This is a genomic window from Pigmentiphaga aceris, assembly GCF_008119665.1.
Classification (GTDB): domain Bacteria; phylum Pseudomonadota; class Gammaproteobacteria; order Burkholderiales; family Burkholderiaceae_B; genus Pigmentiphaga; species Pigmentiphaga aceris.
In genome coordinates this window covers 2,713,041-2,733,989 of record NZ_CP043046.1, presented here as the reverse complement: position 1 = coordinate 2,733,989, position 20,949 = coordinate 2,713,041, and the positions used below count along the sequence as shown (strand labels likewise).

General features: G+C 61.4%; 16 protein-coding genes. 4 read left to right on the top strand and 12 right to left on the bottom strand.

The features are described 5' to 3' along the window. Positions 1 to 31: 31 nt before the first annotated feature. The 3 genes from FXN63_RS11940 to FXN63_RS11930 form a co-directional block, all read right to left on the bottom strand. Positions 32 to 958 carry a DUF3616 domain-containing protein gene (locus FXN63_RS11940; protein WP_187395177.1) on the bottom strand — a complete coding sequence of 309 codons (927 nt, stop codon included), beginning with the start codon at positions 956 to 958 and terminating at the stop codon, positions 32 to 34. 189 nt (positions 959 to 1,147) lie between these two features. Continuing rightward, positions 1,148 to 1,762, bottom strand: coding sequence for a nitroreductase family protein (locus tag FXN63_RS11935; RefSeq protein ID WP_148815094.1), 615 nt, complete (start codon positions 1,760 to 1,762; stop codon positions 1,148 to 1,150). Between the two features lie 212 nt (positions 1,763 to 1,974). Beyond that, a complete protein-coding gene (locus tag FXN63_RS11930) occupies positions 1,975 to 2,553 on the bottom strand; it encodes a hypothetical protein (protein WP_148815092.1) in 579 nt (192 codons plus the stop codon). Positions 2,554 to 2,747: 194 nt separating this feature from the next. Between FXN63_RS11930 and FXN63_RS11925 the strand changes: the two genes are divergently transcribed. Then, on the top strand, positions 2,748 to 4,733 hold the full coding sequence (locus FXN63_RS11925; RefSeq protein ID WP_222864043.1) for an alpha/beta hydrolase domain-containing protein: 1,986 nt from the start codon (positions 2,748 to 2,750) through the stop codon (positions 4,731 to 4,733). A gap of 156 nt (positions 4,734 to 4,889) precedes the next feature. Here FXN63_RS11925 and FXN63_RS11920 read toward each other — a convergent pair whose 3' ends face one another. From FXN63_RS11920 to FXN63_RS11880, 9 genes are all read right to left on the bottom strand, one after another. Then, positions 4,890 to 6,206 carry an MFS transporter gene (locus FXN63_RS11920; protein ID WP_148815090.1) on the bottom strand — a complete coding sequence of 439 codons (1,317 nt, stop codon included), beginning with the start codon at positions 6,204 to 6,206 and terminating at the stop codon, positions 4,890 to 4,892. Between the two features lie 391 nt (positions 6,207 to 6,597). Continuing rightward, positions 6,598 to 9,258: a PepSY domain-containing protein gene (locus FXN63_RS11915; protein ID WP_148815088.1), complete on the bottom strand. Its 2,661-nt coding sequence runs from the start codon at positions 9,256 to 9,258 to the stop codon at positions 6,598 to 6,600. Between the two features lie 5 nt (positions 9,259 to 9,263). Beyond that, on the bottom strand, positions 9,264 to 10,016 hold the full coding sequence (locus FXN63_RS11910; protein WP_148819232.1) for a hypothetical protein: 753 nt from the start codon (positions 10,014 to 10,016) through the stop codon (positions 9,264 to 9,266). Positions 10,017 to 10,077: 61 nt separating this feature from the next. After that, entirely contained in the window at positions 10,078 to 12,603 is a 2,526-nt protein-coding gene (locus tag FXN63_RS11905; RefSeq protein WP_187395176.1) for a TonB-dependent siderophore receptor, read from the bottom strand. A 234-nt stretch (positions 12,604 to 12,837) separates the two neighbouring features. Beyond that, complete coding sequence (locus FXN63_RS11900; protein ID WP_148815086.1) at positions 12,838 to 14,433, bottom strand: bifunctional aspartate transaminase/aspartate 4-decarboxylase; 1,596 nt, start codon at positions 14,431 to 14,433, stop codon at positions 12,838 to 12,840. 27 nt (positions 14,434 to 14,460) lie between these two features. Beyond that, positions 14,461 to 16,146: an aspartate-alanine antiporter gene (gene aspT, locus FXN63_RS11895; protein WP_148815084.1), complete on the bottom strand. Its 1,686-nt coding sequence runs from the start codon at positions 16,144 to 16,146 to the stop codon at positions 14,461 to 14,463. A gap of 269 nt (positions 16,147 to 16,415) precedes the next feature. Next, positions 16,416 to 17,432, bottom strand: coding sequence for a FecR domain-containing protein (locus tag FXN63_RS11890; protein ID WP_148815082.1), 1,017 nt, complete (start codon positions 17,430 to 17,432; stop codon positions 16,416 to 16,418). An 11-nt stretch (positions 17,433 to 17,443) separates the two neighbouring features. Beyond that, complete coding sequence (locus FXN63_RS11885) at positions 17,444 to 17,947, bottom strand: sigma-70 family RNA polymerase sigma factor (protein ID WP_148815080.1); 504 nt, start codon at positions 17,945 to 17,947, stop codon at positions 17,444 to 17,446. Positions 17,948 to 18,095: 148 nt separating this feature from the next. Then, positions 18,096 to 18,302 (bottom strand): hypothetical protein, encoded by a 207-nt coding sequence (locus FXN63_RS11880; RefSeq protein ID WP_148815077.1) that lies wholly within the window; start codon positions 18,300 to 18,302, stop codon positions 18,096 to 18,098. A gap of 30 nt (positions 18,303 to 18,332) precedes the next feature. Between FXN63_RS11880 and FXN63_RS11875 the strand changes: the two genes are divergently transcribed. The 3 genes from FXN63_RS11875 to FXN63_RS11865 all read left to right on the top strand — a co-directional run bounded on the left by FXN63_RS11875 (position 18,333) and on the right by FXN63_RS11865 (position 20,949). Continuing rightward, positions 18,333 to 18,761 (top strand): DUF1348 family protein, encoded by a 429-nt coding sequence (locus FXN63_RS11875; RefSeq protein WP_148815075.1) that lies wholly within the window; start codon positions 18,333 to 18,335, stop codon positions 18,759 to 18,761. A 262-nt stretch (positions 18,762 to 19,023) separates the two neighbouring features. Next, positions 19,024 to 19,971, top strand: a complete 948-nt coding sequence (locus FXN63_RS11870) for a PA3715 family protein (protein ID WP_148815073.1) — start codon at positions 19,024 to 19,026, stop codon at positions 19,969 to 19,971. 75 nt (positions 19,972 to 20,046) lie between these two features. Then, complete coding sequence (locus FXN63_RS11865) at positions 20,047 to 20,949, top strand: PA3715 family protein (protein WP_148815071.1); 903 nt, start codon at positions 20,047 to 20,049, stop codon at positions 20,947 to 20,949.

The window sequence follows — 20,949 nt, the reverse complement described above, 5'->3', positions numbered from 1 at the left end:
CCCGACCACACCGCCGCGCACCCAACGCCGCTTACTTCGGCACACCCATCGCGCGGCCACGGAAGAACTTTTCTTCTGCGGGCCGCTTCTTGTCTTTACAGTCCTTGCCATTGATCTGCTCGTTGCCGTCATCGCTCAGCAGGTAGAGATCATTGGCATCGGCGTCATAAAACAAGGCCTCGGTGCGGACGCTGCCGAAGTCGAGTGAACGCACCAGTTCGGGTGCCTGCTGAGGCTTGCCAGACCACCGGAACATGGCAAAGGCAGGTATGGCTTTGCTGCTGGCAGCGTCGCCATAAGGCCCTGCCACGATCAGGTACTCGTTGCCGACCCGTTCCATACTGCGAATGCCACGCCCACCCAGGTCGAGGAAGATGGGCTCGTCGAATTTGGGTTTGGCACCTCGATCAACCATGTCTGCCGGGTTGAGCATCGGCAGCACCACGGCCTTGCGGTCTACCTGCGGGTTGCGGAACCCGATCAGCATGCCGCCTTCAGGGGTGGCTGCCAGCCCCTCGATACTGAGCCCACCCAGCACTTCCGGACGCAGCTCTGCAGCCACTTTCAGGAAGGCCAGACGCGGGTCGGTAGCGATGTCGATCAACAAAGACTTATAGGGCTTGCCGGCCACAGGCATGACCGACGGCGTCGGTGCACGGCGGTCGATATCTGTGGCGAAGAAACGCCAGCGCTGCGGGTCCATCGAACCGTCGCGCTTGCGACCGTGCGAACTGATCCAGTAGATGCGATCCCCCACTGCGGCCGCACCTTCAATATCGCTTTCACCGGCAATGGCCACCGTGGTCTTGCGCTCGATGGAATTCAGATAACGCGTCAGGCGCAATTCATTCAGCGGCTGGCTTGCGCCTCGGCGATAGACTTTCAGCACATCGCTTTCGTCATCTGCCACCACAAAGTGGCCGCCGCCAAGCGAGACGGCAGCAGAAGCGTCGCACATGGATTGGTAAGTTTCCTGGGCGTGAGCAAGCGTGGTCGCACCCAATACCAGACTGATTGCGACCCCGCGTCGAATCCACCCATCCATCGCCCCTGCTCCCATATGGCTGCGCCAGAACGGGATGCTCTGGCAAGAAATGGATGCTAACGGTTTTCAGCCCCACATTTCTGCCCGCTACCCGCGATTTATTCAGACTGCCGGCGCTTCGCCGACCGCACCGGTCCATTCAGTCACGAACGGCTCGGACGCCATGCGCGACGGCGGCTGACTGGGTTCTTTCGGAGTGCCTGCATACAGGAAGCCCAACAGGCGCTCGGCATCACCCACACCCAAGGCCTTGTAGACACGGCGGTCGTAGCTGTTCGGGCCGGTCGCCCAGAAACCACCCCAGCCCAGCATGTGCAGGGCGTTGAGCATGTTCATTGCGGCCGCAGCCACCGACAACTCTTGTTCGCCCACGGGCACCTTGTGCGGCACCGTGGGGTGAGCGACGACGGCAATGATCATCGGCGCGGCCATGGCCTTGATACGGAAACGCTCGCCATCGCTGCCTGGATCGCGTTCACGCGCAGCCTGGGCATAGACCTCGCCCAGTTTCACGCGTGCATCGCCACGAATAGTGATGAAGCGCCAGGGGCGAAGCTGGCCGTGGTCGGGCGCACGCATCGCGGCATCGAAAACCAGTTTCAGGTCCGCAGCCGAGGGCGCGGGTTCGGTCAGGGGCCACGGAGAATGGCGGCTCAACAGCAGATCGAGTGCGGCTTCGCGCGCGGTGACCTCGGTCGTGGGGATATCTGGATGCATCAGGAAGATTGCCTTGGTGTTTTCAGAAAGCGCGGTGCAAAGGCGTTACGGGTGCGACGCGGCAAGATCGACGCGAAGAACGGGAGACGCTAAGAACTGTTCTCATTTGATTGTAATCCGCGCAGGTTTCATCTGGACCGCAGCCACTTTGCGCATGCATCCAGGGAACGCCCCGCCCCTTTTCCGATGGCAGTCCAGACCGCTACGCAGGCTTAATCCGCCCAGAACTCGGCCAGGATCGAACGGCGTGGGTTCTCGGGATCCGGAGAGAACCGAATCCCGCCCAGTTCGCTGGTGTTGATGCGGAACCCGCCACCCACCGAATCGAACTCAGGATTGCAGGTCTCGCCCGCCAAAGTATCTGTGCCAAGCCCGGCCACGCACTGTGCCTTGCCATAACTTCCCATCGTGTCGAACACCTCGGCATAGGGCGCATCCAGCACATACTGACTATCGCCGTGTGCCCACGACTCGCTGTGACGCAGTTCAACAACGGGAACGCCCCGCAAGCTCACGCTTCCGGGGCGCAACGCAGCCACGCTGATCGTGCTGGCGTCGGGCTCCTTGTCGATCCCCGCCATCGGTTCGCAGGTCATCGTGATGCGTGCAATCGCATCACGCCACGGCACCGGCAATTCCGCAGGCTTGAGCACACGAATCGCAGGACACCCCGTGCCGCTCGCATGCTGATGACCGTGGATCAACGGCGGGAAATTCAGACCCGCTGCGTCGAAGGCCATGACCGTGCCTGTCGATAACAACCCCGCCAACACCGCGATGCCGAGTTTCACTTTTGTGTCCATCCGAGCCGAGCACCAGATGCTGCACCAACTCGACCAGATTGCGTCACCAGCGCTTGCCATCAAACGTATCAAGCTGCAAGATCACTGCGCCGCAGCTTCAGGCGCAGTACGCGCCCGCTGCAAGTGCCAACCGAGACGAGCCACCTACGCATGTCCCGGCTTTTTTTAGAGGAAAAGCTGTTTTGAATCCTGTTCTGACCCCTGCCCGCTCCACCACTGCACGCAGCAAGACGCTGCTGCAAGCCACTGTTGCCGCCACGTTGGTGTCGAGCGTGTTCGCTGCGCCGGCTGCCATTGCAGGCGTTACCGGTTTCGAGCTGCAATCGCGCCAGGCATCGGCCCTTGAAGGCCGCGTGTTCGGTGCCTCGGGTGTAGCCGAAAAGATCACCGGAACAGCAACCATTGGCCTGGACCCAACCGATGCCCACAACGCAGGCATTACCGATATCGGGCTTGCCCCACGCAACGCCGCAGGCAAAGTCGAAGCGCGCGCCGATGTCGTGATTCTGCGACCGGCCAAGCCGAACGGCACCCTGATCGTCGAAGCGCCGAATCGCGGCCGCAAGCTGATCGGCACCATGCTTGAAGAATCCAGCATTGCCAACAGCAGCCGTCTGCAAGCCCCGGAAGATGCCGGCAATGGCTTCCTGCTGTCGCAGGGCTATACGCTGGCATGGATTGGCTGGCAGGCAGATGTGCCGGCCGGCGCAGGCATGCGTCTGCACGTGCCCACCTTGGCTGGCGTCACCGGCCCGTCGCGCGACGAATGGATCTTCACCAAGGCAAGCCCCACGGAACGCGTGAAGCTCGCGTATCCGCTTGCCACGCAAGACGGTGCAAAACTCACGGTGCGGGCACAGCGCAAAGATGCACGCGCAACGCCCGCCGATCTGGCGTTCAAGGTCATCGACCCGAACACCATCGAGATCACCCGCCCTGCCGGCATGCCCGTCGATGCAATCTACGAATTCACCTACACCGCGCGCGACCCGCAGGTCATGGCCATCGGCTTTGCGGCCCTGCGTGACGTGACCGCCTTCCTGGCGCGCGACACCAGCAGCGCCAACCCGCTGGCCGACGCAGGCAAGTCCACGGTCAACAAGACCATTGGCATGGGCATCTCGCAGTCCGGTCGCCTGATGCGTGATTATCTGTACCAGGGCTTCAACCAGGACGAGCTGGGCCGCCAGGTATTCGACGGCATGCTGGTACAAATCCCGGGCGGACGCCGCACTTTCACCAACTCGCGCTTCTCGCAGTTGTCGCGCAACCCTGGCCCGCATGCTGACGACCTGTACCCGGTGGACCAATTCCCGGCAGCATTCGAGACCAGCACCGACCCGCTGACCGGCAAGACCGAAGGCCTGCTGAAAAGCTGCCGCGAGACCAACACCTGCCCGCGCATCATGCAGATGGATTCGGAATACGAGTTCTGGTCATCCCATGCCAGCAAGGTCGTCACCGATGGCAACGGCCGTGACCTGCCCCTGCCCGCCGAAGCGCGCGCATACATGGTCGTGGGCACGCAGCACTTCCCCTCGGCCGTGTCGCAGGCGGTGGCAACGTGCAGCCTGCCGTCCAGCCCGGTCAACCCGGCACCGGTCGGCCGCGCACTGCTGACGGCATTGAACGCGTGGGTCACCAATGGCACCGAGCCGCCGGCCAGCCGTTATCCGACCCTGGCGCAAGGCACCCTGGTGCCCGCACAAGGGCTATACCCCGCCATTCCCGGCCTGCCCTACAAGGGCATCTACGGCGAAGCACGACTGATCGTCGACGGCGCACCCCTGCCCCAAGTCAAGGGCGAGTACCCCTTGCTGATGCCGGCCGTGGACAAGGACGGCAACGCCGTCGGTGGCGTGCGCCTGCCCATCATCGAAGCCGCGCGCGCAACCTACGTGGGCTGGAATCCCAAGTCCAACAACCCCGACGGCCTGTGCACGCAGATGGGCAGCGCGGTTCCCTTTGCGGCTACCCGCGACGCTCGCCAGGCCAAGCAAGACCCGCGTCTGTCGATCGAGGAACGTTATCCGCGCGCGGCAGCGTATGAAGCTGCGGTAATCGCCAGCGCCAATGAACTGGTCCGTGCGCGTTTGCTGCTGCCTGAAGACGCCAAGGCAGCCATCGAAGAAGCACGTGCCGGCAAGCTGGACAAGCTGACGAAGTAAGCTGCACGGCCATTCAGGCAATCAGCTGAAGAAGGTAAATGGGCGACTGTCGATACCGGCAGTCGCCCATTTTTTTGCCTGAAGAGACGGCTCGGACTTGCGGCGTATGCCGATGTAGAAGCCGTCCCTTGCAGTAACGTTCCCAGGCAGTACCGTTTACGCCAAAGATGCCCCGCCCTTGCGTTCCTGCCAACCGCGCACAGCCAGCGGCATCATCGCCACGACAACGGCCAGAATCGACACCGCCGCCACGTAGTGCGCACCGGCCAGACGATCCTGCTGCAACCACAGCTGGGTCAGCACAGGCGTGGAACCGCCAAACACGGCATACGCCATGTTGTAGGCGAAGGACAGACCCGAGAAGCGGATGGCCGGCGGGAAAGCACGGACACCCACGATGGGCATGGTGGCAATCGACCCGCAGAAAAAGCCCACCAAGCCATAGTTGAACATCAGCTGCCCGTCGGAAATGCCCGGCAGGTTCAAGTAGAAGATATAGCTGGTAACGGCCAACCCACCCCAGCAGATGAGCATGGTCAGGCGGGTGCCGATGCGATCGACCAGATACCCGAACAAAATGCAGCCGATGGTGAGCGTGAGCGTGGCCACGCAATTGGCCGCCATGGCTGCGCTGGCCGAGATGCCATACGCGCTTTGCAGCAGATTGGGCGTCATCAGAATCACGACGACCACGGCAGTCGACAAGGACCAGGTCAATGCGGCGGTAATCAAGCAGGCCAGACGGTGGTCGCGGATCACGGTCTTCACCGGCATCTCGCTGGCCAGTTCACGCTTGGCAGCCAGTTCCTTGAAGATCGGCGTCTCGCCCAGGAAACGGCGCAAATATACCGACACAAAACCAAACACGCCGCCGATCACAAAGGGAATGCGCCATGCGAAGTCCGACACTTCCTCGGGCGTAAACACCTTGTTGATAAGGATGGCGATCAGCGAACCCAGCAAAATGCCGCCGGTGATGCCTGCCGTCAGCGTACCCACGCCAAAACCATAACGATGCTTGGGCACGTGCTCGGCCACAAACACCCAGGCACCCGGCATTTCACCGCCAATGGCAGCGCCTTGCAGCACGCGCATCAGCAACAGCAGCAGCGGCGCGGCAATGCCAATGGTGGCGTAGGTCGGCATGATGCCGATCACCAGCGTCGGCAACGACATCAGGAAAATCGACAGCGTGAACATCTTCTTGCGACCCAGCTTGTCACCGAAGTGCGCAATGATGATGCCGCCCACCGGGCGCGCCAGATAACCGGCCGCAAAAATGCCCAGAGTCTGTAGCTGCACCATCCAGTCGGGCATGGTCGGCGGGAAGAACAGATGCCCCAGGACCTTGGTGAAGAAGACAAAAATGACGAAGTCGTAGAACTCAAGGGTTCCGCCCAAGGCGGCAAGGCTGAGTGTCTTGTAATCGTCCCGACCCAAGGGGCGCGGGGTAGGTGCTGCTGACGAATCCATGGAAATACCGAAATAGGCGATGCGGACGAATCACTGATCCGTCACGCAACAAAAAAGCCCGCAGCGGCAACGCTTGCGGGCTTGTTCTGAGAGGCTGGTAGTCGGCGAACGATCGTGATGGGATGCGCTTACGACTAGCAGCCCGCCAAGCCCGGATCGGGTGGAGGGCTGATGCTAATCGCTACTAGGCCGAGGAATCGCTTCATGGTTGACCTAGTGTACACCCTTAAGGGATAACCCTTTTTCATCAAACGACTATGACCACAACTCGGACTTATTTTGCTGACAACATTGTCAAGGGTGTGATTGATGTCGGCCTCACGACTTCTCAGCTTGCCCTCACCACGACTGCGCCCATTGATTATCAGAGGTGCAGCCCCTGTCCACGCCGTCAGTACACATCCCGGCGCAGACGTCCCTCTGCGACCAGATCGTTCAATACTGCCTGACCTAGCGTCTCTTCCAGCACCAGATCGACGCCGGCAGCCATGCCAGACAGACTGCCGCAGACGTAGATCACCGCGCCCTCCCCTACCCAATGACGCAATGCTGCGGCGGCGTCGCGAAGCCTGTCTTGTACATACAGGCGTTCAGGCTGATCGCGCGAAAATACCAGATCGACGCGCTCAATGTGTCCTTGTGCATGCCATTGCTCGACCTCGTCCGCGCAGAACGCATCGTGAGCGCGATGGCGTTCACCGAACAGGAACCAGTTGCGACGATGGCCGCGCGCGATGCGGGCTCGCAGGTGGCCGCGCAGTCCGGCGTAACCCGAGCCATTGCCGATGAAGATGCAGGGAGCAACGGTTTCGATCAGTTCGAAGCCTGGGTTGCGCAGCACCCGCAATTCGAGCGTTGTGTCCAGCGGTGCGTGTTCGGTTAACCAGCCAGACGCAATGCCAAGCCCGTTTGCATGGCGAGCTTGCCGCACGAACAACCGAAGGTGCTCGTCTTGCGGTAACGAGGCGATGGAGTAGCGACGTGGTGCCAACCCAATGGTGCCGTCTGGTGCACTGGAATTCGATCCGCCGACAGCACCCACAGCCGTGTTCGGGGGCCGCAATTCAACCAGCGCACCAGGTTGCCAATTGAGCAGTTTCGCTTGCGTCGTCAAAAAAGCAATGTCGTACAGCGGGTTGCCTTGGCTGCCAGCATTCACCAAGGTTCGTGTCGCCAATCTCCATTGGCCGACCGAATCGATTGTTGAATCAAGCGTGGCCAAGTCGTTGACTTGGCCGCCGACACCGGCCAAGGACTGCAACTGCCGCGACCAAGCGGCCAGCGCTTCGCCATCGCCCCCGTCGACTTCGAGCATTGGGAAAAGTGCTTGCGCGCCAGCAGCGGCCAGGGCGCGGTCAAGGGTATGACCGAAGCCGCAGAATTTTTCGTAATGCCGGTCCCCAAGCGCCAGTAAACCGTATCGCAGATGTGGAAGCGTCAAACCACTGGCCTGCGACAGTTGTCGGGCAAAGCGCCTTGCCATGTCGGGTGGCTCACCCTCACCAAAGGTGCTGGCCACGATCAGCACACAACCCTGGTCTTGCAGTTGTGCCGGGTCAAGCTTGTTCAGCGGCATGATCTTGACCGGCATGCCTGCGGCCTCCAGCACGGCTGCGCTGCGCAGGGCGATGCCTTCAGCCGTGCCGGATTGGCTGGCGTAGGTCACCAGTACACCGTCAGGCTTATTGGGCGACATGGGGCGACCTGCTGGGTTGGGCACCGCTGCCATTGCGGTACGCTCGGCTTGCAGCGCGCGCTTTTTTCGACGCCGATCCAAGTACAGCATCCACCCGGTAATGCCGAATAGCGGCAACATCAGCGCTGCCAGCGTCATGACGATGCGCCCGGGCAGGCCGAAGTAGCTACCCATGTGCAGCGGATAGATCGCGGCGATGAAACGCCCACCTTGCGACTTGGCTGCGTAGCGTTCGTCCTGCACGATCTCGCCACCGGACAGTGACACCACGGTGCGATTGCGCGCCCGTTCATGCGCCGGCGCGGTGTCCAGCCAGGTGAAAAGGACGGACGGGCGACCGTCGACCTGCACACGAAGGATCAGCTCGCTCCAGCCGCCGGTGGCCTGCGCGCTTTTCTCGAAGGTCGTCCAGGCAGGCTGAATGTAGAAGGCCCCGGCATCGCCACGCGGCACATTGCGCATACGCGGCGTGGCGATGGGCGCAGGTGCTGCGCCGGAAACAGCAGTCGCGGAAAGCGCAGAGATGGAAGGCGCAGCCGTGGTCGGCCTAGTAGCCGTAGATTCAGTGGTCGTGGATTCAGTCGTCGTTCGTGCAGTCCCAGTCGGACCATCGCCCGCCCGTGACAGTCGGCCCGCCATTCGCACCTCGCCTGCCCAGGCGTCGACCTGCTCGCGCACCGCATCGAACGCCCAGTAGATGCCGGTGCCCGCGAAAACCAGATACATCAGCAGCGCAAGCGTCCCCGCCACCGAGTGCAGGCCCCACAAGAACGGCCTGCCCTTCAAAGACGGATCAACGCTGAGCCACGCGCGCCAGTCCCACACGCGGCGCGGCCACCGCAAATACAGGCCGGACAAGGAAAGGAACAACAGACAGGCGGCCAGCACACCGGTTGCCACCCGCCCGGCCTCACGCGGCAGCAGCAACCAGCGGTGAAATGTCTCCACCCATTCGAAGAATTCAGCGCCGGCAATCGGCGGCAGCGCCCTGCCGGAATATGGGTCCAGATAGACCGTATCCCCACGCCGCTCGCCCTGCCCCGGCGCAAAGATCACCCGCGCCGCCGCACCCGGCTTGGCGAACACAGCCAGCGTGCCCACTTGCTGGTTGGCGAACTGCTCGCGCACCGCAGCCAGCAACTGCGGGGGCAACAGGGTCGGCGCAGCTTGAACCGCTACCGTACGCGCGCCCGGATTGATCAGATCGATCAATTCCTCGCGGAACGACAGCACGGCACCGCTCAGCCCGATAAGCATCAATACCGTGCCGGCCACAATGCCGATCAACCAATGCAGCTGGAACCAGATCTGTCTGCCACTCGGCCATGCCGCAAACATCGTCCCACGTGACGCCATGACCTTCAGCGTCCTGCAGCCGCCCAATCCACGGCGGCATCGAACAACTGACGTCCCACCGGCGACAGATTGGTGAACGTGTCATTGCCCAGAAAGAACATCACGCGTCGCGCCGGAGCCAGCGACTCGTAGTCCATGGTCGCGCCCTTCTCGTAAGAGAAAATCGCTGCCTTTTCCGGCTGGCCATAAACCGTGGCGATGGTGACCGCACCCAGCCCCGGCTTGCCCCAGCTCATGCCTGCCTGCTTCACGTACACGTTGGCGACACCGGCCGGCACACCGCCTGCCATCGGATGCGGCGCATTGACGATCCACAGGTGACGTTCCTTCTCGACTTCCCCGAAGTCCGTGTCATGGCGCTTACCCGTCATGGCCAGATCGTCCAGGAAATCGTTCTCCCATGTCAGCAATGGCACCGGCAATTGCCGCCATCCGCGATCCACGTCCTTGGCGGCGACCGTGGACGAGATCACCACCAGCTTGGCGTCGGCCCCGACCGACGGGCTGGCCTTTTGATCCGCTACTGTGACCACATATCCGCGTTCGATCAGGTGATCGCGCACTTTTTCATCGATGGCAAAACTGGCTCCGGCTTGCTGGACAAGCAGCAGTACCTTGCGGCCTGCACCGGGCTTGGCTGCGGCAGCTCCCGCATCCAGGCCCGGCGCTGCACCCGCCTGCGCAAGCACAGGGCCAGACACCATCACACCAGCCATCAACGCGGCAATCACAAGCGCCGCATATCCACGCAAGCGCATACGCAAATACATACGCGCACTCAGCCCCAGCCACGGCAACACAAAACGTCCATGCATACGATCAGAACTCGATGCTGGTCAGGAACGAGATCTGACGCGCATCGCCCATGGACACGAAATAGGTGTTCACCGACGAGGGGTAGTAAGTCTTGTCGAACAGGTTCTTCACGTTCAGCTGGAACTTCACGTTTCGACCACCGATGCGCGTGTCGTAGGTGGCAAACACATCGGCCGTGGTGTAGCTGGGCAGCGTGAAGCTATTGGCCGAATCACCCGGCCGGTTGCCCACGTAGCGCGCCCCGCCACCCAGACGCAACTGGCCGTCACCAAAGATTTGGCCGGCGTTATAGACGGCGTACAAAGATGCGGTCTGGCGTGCCGTGTTCCACAGGCGCAGGCCTGCGTACAGCGGGTCTTCCGTGGTCTTGGCATCCAGATAGGCGTAGCTGCCGATCATGCTCCAGCGCGCATTGATCTGGCCTGCCAGGTCCAATTCCAGCCCGCGCGAGCGCGCTGCACCCGAGGTGCGCCAGTCGGTCAGTTTGGTGACATCGTTGAACTGCGACACCAGCACGTTCTTCTTTTTGATATCAAACAAGGCCAGCGTGCCGGTCAGGTTGCCCGGGATGTCGAGCTTCGCCCCGACTTCCCAGGACTTGGCCTGCTCTGGCTCGATGCCACTGGTGATCACCTGGCCGCTGGCCAAGGGCGCAATGGTGGAAGACGGTCGCAGCGATTCCGTATAGCTGCCGTAGAGCGACACGGTGTCGGTCAGCTTGTAGATCAAACCGGCGCGCGGCAACCAGGTGGAATCGTCGGTGTCGGTATTCGTGTTGAACGGACGGCCACGCCCTGCCAGTTGTTGCCAAGCCTGGTAACGCAGGCCCGCCACGGCAATCAGGCGATCGCTCAGGTGAATCGAGTCCTGGAAGAAGGCCGCCTGGTTATGCAGTTGGTCGCTTTGCCCGCTGTCGCTGGCCGACATCGCGTTCGACGGACTCACCAGGCCATAGACCGGGTTCAGGTAGCTGAAGTTGGTGGAACTTGCACCACGGATCAGATCGGCACGATAGATTTTGCGATATTCGAGATCCCCACCGAATTGCACCTCGTGACGCATGCCAGCAAGTTGCAGTTTGCCGTCGACATAAACCGTGCCGTATGTGTCAGTACTGAGCGCACCGTGGGTCGCATCGTTGTTGCGCGTAAGCGTGCCGCGCGCGGTGTTCACGCCGTTGATGCGCAGTTGGTTGGCGTCGTAGGTCTCGCGGTTGTAGCTCAGGTTCAGGTGGGCTGCCCAACCGCCCCCCAGTTGATGGTCAACCGACAACTGGGCCAGGTGCGTCTCGCCCTTCATCTCGTTGTAGGGCTCATCCAGCCGCTGGCGCTTGGGAAGATCCAGCGGCTTCCTGGTCGCCGGGCTCAAGGCCGTGCCTCGATCGAACGGCGTCAGGTATTTGCGGTATTCGTACCAAGCCACAATCTGCGTATCGTCGCCATACCAGGCCAACGACGGCGCGACCAGGGTCTCGCGGTGGGTACCGAAGTTGCGCCAATAGTCTTCGTCGATATGGTCGACCACCAGTCGATAAGCCAACCCGTTGTCACCAATCGGCCCGGTGGTGTCCACCGTGGCATTGCCGCCGTTGCGGCCGCCCGCGTAACCAGATCCTCCCAAGGACAGCTTGGTTTTCTGTTCCAGCTGGGGTTTCTTGCTGACCACGTTGATCACGCCACCCGGGTCCATGATGCCGTACAGCATCGAGGCCGGGCCCTTCAATACTTCTACGCTTTCGGCGGCAGCGTTCATGCCACGGCCCTGCACCAACGGCATGCCGTTGTGCATGATCGAACCGTCACGATTCGCACCGAAGCCGCGCTTCATGATGGTGTCTTGCGTGCTAGCCAGCGTATTGCCCTGCGTAATGCCGCTGACATTGACCAAGGCGTCGTCGATATTGCGCGGCCGCTGATCGCGGATCACCTGGGCCGGCACCACATTGACCACCTGCGGAATTTCCAGCGTGGAAGCTGTCGTGCGCAAGGTGGATGCGTCCGGCGTGGGCTGGTAGCTGTCGTCCGCCTCGACCGGCGCGGGTGCTGCGCGGGCCACCACGCGCACTGTGGCGAGCGTAGTGGCAGTGCCAGCCAGCGTAGCTGCGGGTGCGCTGACCAAGCGGGCTTCGCGCAAGGTATATGCGCCGCCACCACCATCCACTGCTTCCAACCCAGTGCCAGACAACAACTGCGCAAAGCCGGCATCAATCGTGAAATTGCCATCAAGCCCGGTCGATGTCCGATCACGCGTGCTGGCCGGGTCGAAGGACAAGGCCACGCCCGCCGCTGCCGCAAACCGGCCCAGCACGGTAGCCAGCGGCCCGGCGTCGATTCTGTATTGTCTGGCCGCGCTCTCGCGCGCGGCAGACGCTGCCGGCAGCTCGGCAGCAACGCCCACCGCAGGGGCCAGCATTGCAGCCGTCAAGCAAAGCAATGCGCCATTGACCGCACGCGTCGTCATCCGCAAGGAAAAACGGGTGCCCGCAGGGCGGCGCGAGACGAGGCCGGGTGATGAGCGGCGATCAGACATACAAACTCCTTGGGTAGCGCAATGAATGTGGTTCTTCCCTTGATGCCGGACGAAACCTGAAAACATGCAAAGCGCGACGCAGGAAATTTGTAACGGTGGCGGTGGGCGAATAGGTAGGGAGTGCGCTGCCGGGTAACACGGCGGCAAAAAAGCGGGTGCACCCACTACCGCGTGGCGAGCTGACAGAGCAGAGCTTCTATACACCGCCGTGCATAGAGACGCCCTTTTACGCGATCAGCCACCCGGTTGTTGCCGCTTCCACACCGCGAAGTACTCGTCAGCCATGCCGCGCAAGGCGCGACCAATGCGCGCGTATTCGTATTCATTGAGATTGGCCAGCGACACGCGGCCAGAGGGGTGCGTCGTCCCGAATCCACGCCCTGGCAAGAGCACGATCCCGGTTTCATCGGCAATGCGGAACAGCAGTTCGTTAGCCACAAAAGTCGTCTTCACCCAGGCCGCGAATTCCGCGCCGTACAAGCGAGACGAGATTTTTTCGAGATCAAGCAGCGTGTAGTAATCCACCGAGTTCTTGTCGTCAGGCATGTCGATGCCCAGTTCTGCGTACAGCGCCGCCTGCCGCCGACGGATAAGCCCCTTCAGCGCGGTTTTATAGCTGTCGCTTTCGTCCATCAGGGCTGACAGCGAGAACAACACCATCTGCACTTGCTGCGGCGTGGACAGGCCCGCGGTGTGGTTCAGCGCGACGGTGCGGCTGTCCGCTACCAGCCGATCGATGAATTTCAACGCGCCGACGTCTGTCGTGATCGAGGCATAACGGTGGTGCAACGCGGCCTTGTCGTCTGCAGAAAATGCGACCAGCTTCTGGTCGATCACGTTGTCCTGGTGCAGCGCAATGGTGCCAAGCCGCCAGCCCGTGGCGCCAAAGTACTTGGAGAACGAATAGACAAGCATGGTGTTTGCCGGGCACACCGAGAACAGCGAACGGAAGCCATCGGCAAAGGTGCCGTAGACATCATCGGTCAAGATCATCAAGTCGGGCCGGTCGTTCTTGACGATATCGGCGATCTTTTGCAGGCAACGATCATCAAGCTTCACCGACGGCGGGTTTGACGGGTTGATGCAGAAGAAGATCTTGATGGCTGGGTCTTTGAGCTTGTCCAGTTCGTGGTCTGGATATTGCCAGCCGGCATCGGGGTCGGCATTGATTGCCACGGCTTCCAGGCCATAGGCGTCAAGCTGCGGAATCTCGATGTAGGGCGTGAAGACCGGCATGCCAATGGCTACCTTGTCTCCCTTGTTGATCAGCCGGTTCTGCTTCAGCGCATCGAAGATATAGGTCATGGCGGCGGTACCGCCTTCGACCGCGAAGATGTCCACGTCTTGCGCCGAGACACGGCCGCCCACCATTTCGTGCATCAAGTACTGCCGCACGATCTTTTCGCTGACACGCAGCATGCGCGGCGGCACGGGGTAGTTGCAGCCCAGAATGCCTTCCACCATTTCATGCAGGAATTCTGCGGCCGACAGCCCAAGCTGGTCACGCACGTAGCTGAGCGCCTTGCGCAAAAAATTCACGCCCTCCTGGTCACGATGGTCACTCAGAAAACGCTCGAAGCGCCCTTCGATGCCAGCGATGTTCGGCAATCCACCAATGCCATCGTGCATGTACGAGAAAGACAGCTCAGACTCTGAAGCGGCAAATAGCCCAAGCCGGAAGAACGCCCGGCGGGGCACCGTGGCCAGGAAGTTGGGGTTGCCCCGGCCAGCGTTCAGCATCACCTTGTCCGCCTTGCCCGAGGCAAGCTTGATCAGCTCGTCTTTCAGTTCAAAGGGGCTGAGCTGGGCGAATTGGTTGTAGTCGGTCATCTAAGCTGCTCCGGGTCGATGTTGATGTCAGGTGAAGGCCACAACCAAGGGACCCAGCAGGGTCAGAAACACATTGGCAAGGGCGTAGGTAATTGCGAAGGATGTGGTCGGCACCGCATTGCCGGCCTTGTCCAATATCTCGCCGAAGGCCGGGTTGGCACTGCGTGCGCCCGACAAGGCACCGGCAAAGACCGCCACGTTGTCGTAGCGCAGCACATAGCGGCCAACGAGCATGGTCAGGACCAATGGAAGAATGGTCACGACCACACCGATCAGGAAGATCGACACGCCGTTTTGTGCAATGGTGTGCACCGCCTGTTGCCCGGACTGCAGGCCAACCACGACCACGAAGCCGGCAAGCCCCAGATCACGCAGCAAGGTCGTGGCGGCGCTGGGCATGTTGCCCACGGTCATGTGGCGGCCCCGGTACCAGCCGAAGGCCAGCCCTGCCAATAGCGCACCGCCACCCGCGCCCAAGGTCAGCGGAATGGAGCCGACGCGCAGCACCAGCAGGCCGGCCAGTAGTCCGGCCACCAAGCCAAGACCGTGAAAGATGAAATCCGTTTTGTCGCTGGGTACAAGCGTGGGGCCGACCTGCCCGGCCAGACGCTGCAGGTCTTCCTGCACCCCGTGCACCGTGATCACGTCGCCGGCCTCGATGACCGTATCGTCCTTCAGGTCCAGCCGGGTCCCGCCACGCGTCGCACTCAGCAGATAGATGCCATGCCGCAGGTCTGTGCTGCGCGACACGATGGCGGCAACCGTCTGGCCCACGAACTGTTTGCCGCTGACCAGTACGTCTCGTGTGGTGACCACCAGTTCCATGCCGTCGGCAGCCAGTGTCTCGGGGCCGATCAGGGCATCGAGACCCACCACGCCGCTGCGACGTCCGACCACCAGCAGCAGGTCACCCGCTTCCAGTGCCAGGCCGGGATCGACACCAACCAGCTTGCCCTGACGCTGCACGCGCTCCACCGTGATCTGGCCGGTGGTCACTGCGGCTTCAAGCTGCCCGATGCGCTGGCCGGCCGCCGCGTCAACGCGATACACCCGGCCTACCAGCTCGGGCAGTGCAGAAGCCTCACCAGGGGCATATACGCGTGCACCCTTCAACGCTTCCGCCTCGGCTTTGACCGCATCGTCGCGGATGCCTCGCCGCATGAACCACGGCAGCATGTTCACGCAGACGATGATCGCGCCGAACGACCCAAAGATATACGTCACCGCGTAGCCAATGGCCACATTGGCCTGCAAGCGCTGCGTCTCGTCCGCAGCCAGGCCGAGTTTTTCAATGGCTGACCCTGCGGTGCCGATGATCGCTGATTGGGTCAATCCGCCAGCGGCAATGCCGGCCGCCAGCCCTTTGTCCAAGCCGAATATCCGCGCCAGCACGATCACGGTCAGCAGCCCACTGAGCGCCAGCACCGCCGCCATGACAATCTCGCGAATGGACTGGCGTCCCAGGGATCGGAAAAACTGAGGACCGCTTTCGAAACCGACGGCATAAATAAACAGTGCAAACAGCACCGCCTTGATGCCGTTATCGATCTTCACGCCGAACTGGCTTAACAGCACCGCCACAAGCAGAGACCCTGCCACCCCGCCCAACTGAAACTTGCCGAACTGAAACTTTCCTATCCAGTAACCCCCTGCCAGCGCCAGAAAAAGCGCGATCTCTGGGGAGCGAGCAAAGATGTCGGAAATGAATGGCATGAAACCCTTTCCTCTTTCTGCGGAAGCTAATGTTTACCGGAACACTTGAGCAAAAAGATGACAGAGCCGAATCAAGCAGCGTCTGTCAGGAATCAGTTTGCAAGCACACGTCAAGACATGAAATGCACCCCGGAACAGCGCATCTGTTGTGGTCAACAACAGCAACCGTATTCAAGGGTGCCGCAGTAGCAGCATTGGAAGGCAGACGAGGTAACGCATTGACGCTGACGAACGCCAGCAGTCGATTCAGGAAATCAATTCAAAACCGCTTAAACCGGAACGACCTTAATCCAATATCGAGTCAGGCTCAATACCCGAACCGGAAACGCACGCATGATGACCGCCAAAGCCTTGTCGGTATCGTGAATGGGGAAGGCGCCAGAGACGCGGATGTCGGATACCGCAGCGTCGCAGGCCAGGTGCCCGGTGTGATAACGCGCCAATTCTGTAATCACATCGCCCAGCCGCCAGTCGTTGACCACCAGGCTGCCTTGCGTCCACGCGTCGGCAGCCGGGTCTGCGGGACCGGGAGACATGGCGGCGTGGCGGCTGAAACTCAGTTGCTGGCCTGCGCGCAGCAGAACCGGTCCGCCTGCACCGTCAGCAGGCGTGACTTCGACGCTGTCCTGAAGCACCGTGACGCGGGTTCGCGCATCGTCGTCACGCACGATGAAACGGGTGCCCAAGGCCCGAATTGAACCGTGTGCGGTCTCGACCATGAAGGGGCGTGAGTCTTGAGACGCGCCGGTATCCGACAGCCCTCGCCGCTTCGCAGTTTCAATCAACACTTCGCCCGCAAGCAATCGAACCAGCCGCTGCGCGCCATCAAAGCTCACATCCACGGCGGTGCCGGTGTTCAACACCATGCGTGACCCATCGGCCAGGTCCAACTCGCGCTGCTTTCCAGTCGCGGTGCGGAAGTCGGCCAGCAAACTGGCCCACGGAGCCACGCCGGTGCGCGCACCGCCAACGCGGTAGGCACCATAGGAAAACGCACCCAACGACCCCAGCAAGACCAGGCTGCGCAATACATGGCGTCGGCGCTCGTTGGCTGCGGCCAGCGTCGGACGGGCAATCGCGGCAGGTACCCCTTGCGTGGTGTTGCGGATGGATTCAATGCGTTGCCAGGCACGCTGGTGATCCGGGTGCGCGGCGTGCCATTGCTGCCAGGCCAAGTGGTCGGCCGCACTCGCCTCACCCGAGCACAGGCGCACGTACCAGCGCACGGCGGTTTTTCGCAGCGCTTCTTCGTCGCGGCTTGCGGCCGCACCAGTGCTATGGGCCATCACCGAAGCATTCATGGAGCAAGCAGATAACAATGCTCGATTGCCTTGAGCATGTAGTTGTTGACCGTGCGCACCGACACCCGCAGCTCGGCCGCGATTTCGGTATAGGTCAGGCCGTCCAGTTGCGACAGCAGAAAGGCCTGCCTGACGGCGGGTTTCATGCCGTCAAGCATGGCGTCCATCGCCACCAGTGCTTCCAGCACGATGGCCCGCGCTTCGGGCGATGGGTGCTCGGGTTCGGGCAAGCTGGCCAGCACGTCCAGATACGCCTGCTCAAGCGCACGACGCCGGCGGAAGTCTACGACCAGCCCACGTGCAATCGTCACCAGGTAGGCACGCGGCTCAGTCATGGCGACCGGGTCCGTCCGATTCAGCAGGCGCAGAAAGGTGTCATGTGCCAAGTCGGCAGCGTGCTGCGAGCAGCCCAGGCTTTTGCGCAACCAGCCCTGCAGCCAGCCGTGGTGATCCTGATAGATCCCGTGGATCTGTTGGTGCAAGGCAGACTCGGTTGCCATCACGGCATCCTCCGGCGGCGGACATCGCTGTCCACATGAATTGCTGACTCATGAGTTTCTGTGCCCACAAGTTTTGTGTGCCCATGAACCCTGAAAACAAAAGCTGAATAAAACTTGTTCTCATTATAGTCAGCAGGGGCGGCTCAAGCTACAGAAATCCTTGCGTATCGCGGGCCAGCAACGCAAGCAGGTCGATAAACTTGGGCGATAGACCTGCTTCGAACACGGTCGGTCCGGCCTTTGTACGTCCTTGCGGACCCATGCTCACCGTATCGGTACTTACACCTGACACGGCGGCAAATCCCAGCTCGGCATGATCCAGCGCAAGTTGCACGCCGGTCGGCGTCGATACCATGAACGGGTCGCACCCCGGGGTCTATCACGCATGCCGCAATATCTTCCGCCACTGCCTCCTTTCAACGACGTCACCGCGCAAAGCAAGATCCGCCAGGAAGAAGACGCGCTGAACACCAGCCAGTTGCCACGCGCCAAGCCCGCCTATGCCGTCGGCACACATTGGCACATCACTACTTCGCGCTGGTCACGCCAGCGTCTGTATCGCCTGATGATGGAACTGGAACATGCAGACGGTGCCAAGATTGCCGTGCGATATGCCTACGAATGGCGTGATGGCGAAGGCGGCTGGGTTCGGTCTGTCGGGACGGAACACTGGACATTCAACGAATTCGGCGTGATGACCCATCGCCACGTTCGTAACCACGACACGCACATCACCCAAGACCAGCGCAAGTTTCGCTGGCCGCTAGGTGCACGACCGGCAAACCATCCCCGGCTGGCGGAACTTGGTTTGTAGAAGCCCAGTGACGAAGGCGCAGCTGTAAAACAGCTGTAAGCGACGCAACCCAAGCGTCATTTCCCGATGGAAACTGCGGCGAGTGGCCTGCCTCGCCAGAAAAATTGGCTTAGCATCGGGCACCGCGCAATGGTGTCGATGGTCTGCGGGCTTGGTTGTTTCTACAGACTTGCTTCCACAGACTTGCTTCGACCGGCCTCGTTCAACCGGCCTTTTCGACCCGTATTGCCCGGTCCGTTACCCCAGAACTTCGGACACCCGCATGCCAGCCGTCACTTCCCACCTGGGCCGCCGCAATGCCGCCGCGAAACCCAGACAAATGCGACACACGCGCCACCTGCTGGGCACACTTTCCCTTGGGATCAGTGCTGCACTGATCGGCCTCGGACTAAGCGCTGTTGCGCCTGTCGCCCAGGCACAGTCGCAGTGGCCGTCGGATGCCTGCACCCAGGCAACGACGATTCTGCAGAATGCCTACCCGGACGCTCGCCCTGATCCTGACAAGACCGGGCCAAAGCGCTATGTGCTTGGCGAACAGTGGCTGATGCTGCCCGGCAATTCCTCGGGCGATGCACCCTCCATGGTCTGCAAGGTCTGGCCGGCGCACGACACCCTGCTGCTGGTTGCCGTGCCGCGCATGAGTGCAAAAGCATCGCTGGATCATGACCGGGTGGGAGATCTGGATATTCTTGTGCTTGATCGCGCCAGCCTGAAGGTGCAGCAACGCCTGAGCTTGGCTGATGCCATGTCGGACGATGCCATCCGCATCGAAGGCCTTGCGTTCGACACCGCCCGCTACGTGATTGCGCCCGGCATTCAGGCATTCGGCCTGCGCACTATGCGCAATAGTGGATCGCGCGCCAATCCGTTCAACGAAGTGTCGTTGAGCCTGTTTGCCATGCGCGATGGTGGCTCAGGCCCCTTGGCTCCCGTGCTTGAAAAGCTCTCTGTCTCGCGCTCGAACGGCGAGTGGGATACCAATTGCACAGGCGAGTTCCATGAACGCAATCTGGTCCTGGCGATGCGCAACGAGCAGCACCAAGGCCGCTACGACATTCGAGTCTCGCAAGAATACGTAAGCAGCAAAGCCGAGCTGACCGGCCCCGACAAGGAATGCAAGGAAACGGCCAGCGAAACCAAGAAAACACAGCAGACCCTGGCCTACGACGGCAAGCGCTACGTCGTTCCTGCAAGCTTGAAAAGCCATTGATATCTCGCGCCACCTGCTTTACGACCTCACGATCCGCCAAACGGATCAGCATTACCCGCCTCCCGGACATTTGCCATGCTCGCCCATACCAGTCATCCTGAGTCCCACAACACGGTCGCCCGCCCTCGTTATCTGGCCGCCGCGCTCGCCATCGCGCTGAGCAGTCTAGCCGCCACTGTGCAGGCGCAATCGGCCACATCCGCAGAGGCTTGCCCGCAACCAGCGACCATCTTGCAGAACGCCTACCCCGCGGCAAAGTTGGACCCCGATCAAGGCAAGCCCGCTGGCTACCTGCTGGGCGATCACAAGCTGATGCTGCCCCAGAGCACGCCAGGTAGCGTGCCGTTCATGTTCTGCAAGGTATGGCCGGCGCATGATCAACTGCTGCTGGTTGGCGTGCCGCGCATGGCTGTCAGTGCAGAGCTGGACATGGATCGTGAAGGCGATCTGGATATTCTGGTGCTTGATCGGGCCACACTGAAAGTGAAGCAGCGCACCACCGTCGACCACGCCATGACTGACGATGCCATCCGGCTTGAACAGATGGAATTCGACACGGCCCGCTACGTGCTCGCCCCCGGTATCCAAGCCTTTGGTCTGCGCGCAAGCTACAGCGGATCTTCTCGCCCCAACCCGTTCAATGAAGTGACCTTGCGCCTGTTTGCCATGCGCAATGGCGATTCAGGTCCGCTGCGCATTGTGTTGGACGGTGCATCGGTATCGCGCATGAATGGCGAGTGGGATACCAACTGCAAGGGCGAATTCACGAAGTCCAAGACGGTGTTGAGCATGACCAGCAAGGTCAGCAACGGGTTCTTCGATATCCGCGCCACCAAGAACAGCGAAGACAGCACCACACAACTCGTGCCGGCCGGCAGCGACTGCAACGAATCGATCGTGAAGAAAGAGCGCACCCAGCACACCCTCGTCTTCGACGGGCAACGCTACGTCATTCCCGACGCGGTGAAGGCGCTGTAA

What these genes read in the sequence shown, in the direction of transcription:
- FXN63_RS11940 (WP_187395177.1), bottom strand. Translation starts at nt 958, where the DNA reads ATGTGCGACGCTTCTGCTGCCGTCTCGCTTGGCGGCGGCCACTTTGTG.
- FXN63_RS11935 (WP_148815094.1), bottom strand. Translation starts at nt 1,762, where the DNA reads ATGCATCCAGATATCCCCACGACCGAGGTCACCGCGCGCGAAGCCGCA.
- FXN63_RS11920 (WP_148815090.1), bottom strand. Translation starts at nt 6,206, where the DNA reads ATGGATTCGTCAGCAGCACCTACCCCGCGCCCCTTGGGTCGGGACGAT.
- FXN63_RS11915 (WP_148815088.1), bottom strand. Translation starts at nt 9,258, where the DNA reads ATGGCGTCACGTGGGACGATGTTTGCGGCATGGCCGAGTGGCAGACAG.
- FXN63_RS11910 (WP_148819232.1), bottom strand. Translation starts at nt 10,016, where the DNA reads ATGCGCTTGCGTGGATATGCGGCGCTTGTGATTGCCGCGTTGATGGCT.
- FXN63_RS11905 (WP_187395176.1), bottom strand. Translation starts at nt 12,603, where the DNA reads ATGTCTGATCGCCGCTCATCACCCGGCCTCGTCTCGCGCCGCCCTGCG.
- FXN63_RS11900 (WP_148815086.1), bottom strand. Translation starts at nt 14,433, where the DNA reads ATGACCGACTACAACCAATTCGCCCAGCTCAGCCCCTTTGAACTGAAA.
- aspT (WP_148815084.1), bottom strand. Translation starts at nt 16,146, where the DNA reads ATGCCATTCATTTCCGACATCTTTGCTCGCTCCCCAGAGATCGCGCTT.
- FXN63_RS11890 (WP_148815082.1), bottom strand. Translation starts at nt 17,432, where the DNA reads ATGGCCCATAGCACTGGTGCGGCCGCAAGCCGCGACGAAGAAGCGCTG.
- FXN63_RS11885 (WP_148815080.1), bottom strand. Translation starts at nt 17,947, where the DNA reads ATGGCAACCGAGTCTGCCTTGCACCAACAGATCCACGGGATCTATCAG.
- FXN63_RS11880 (WP_148815077.1), bottom strand. Translation starts at nt 18,302, where the DNA reads ATGGTATCGACGCCGACCGGCGTGCAACTTGCGCTGGATCATGCCGAG.
- FXN63_RS11875 (WP_148815075.1), top strand. Translation starts at nt 18,333, where the DNA reads ATGCCGCAATATCTTCCGCCACTGCCTCCTTTCAACGACGTCACCGCG.
- FXN63_RS11870 (WP_148815073.1), top strand. Translation starts at nt 19,024, where the DNA reads ATGCCAGCCGTCACTTCCCACCTGGGCCGCCGCAATGCCGCCGCGAAA.
- FXN63_RS11865 (WP_148815071.1), top strand. Translation starts at nt 20,047, where the DNA reads ATGCTCGCCCATACCAGTCATCCTGAGTCCCACAACACGGTCGCCCGC.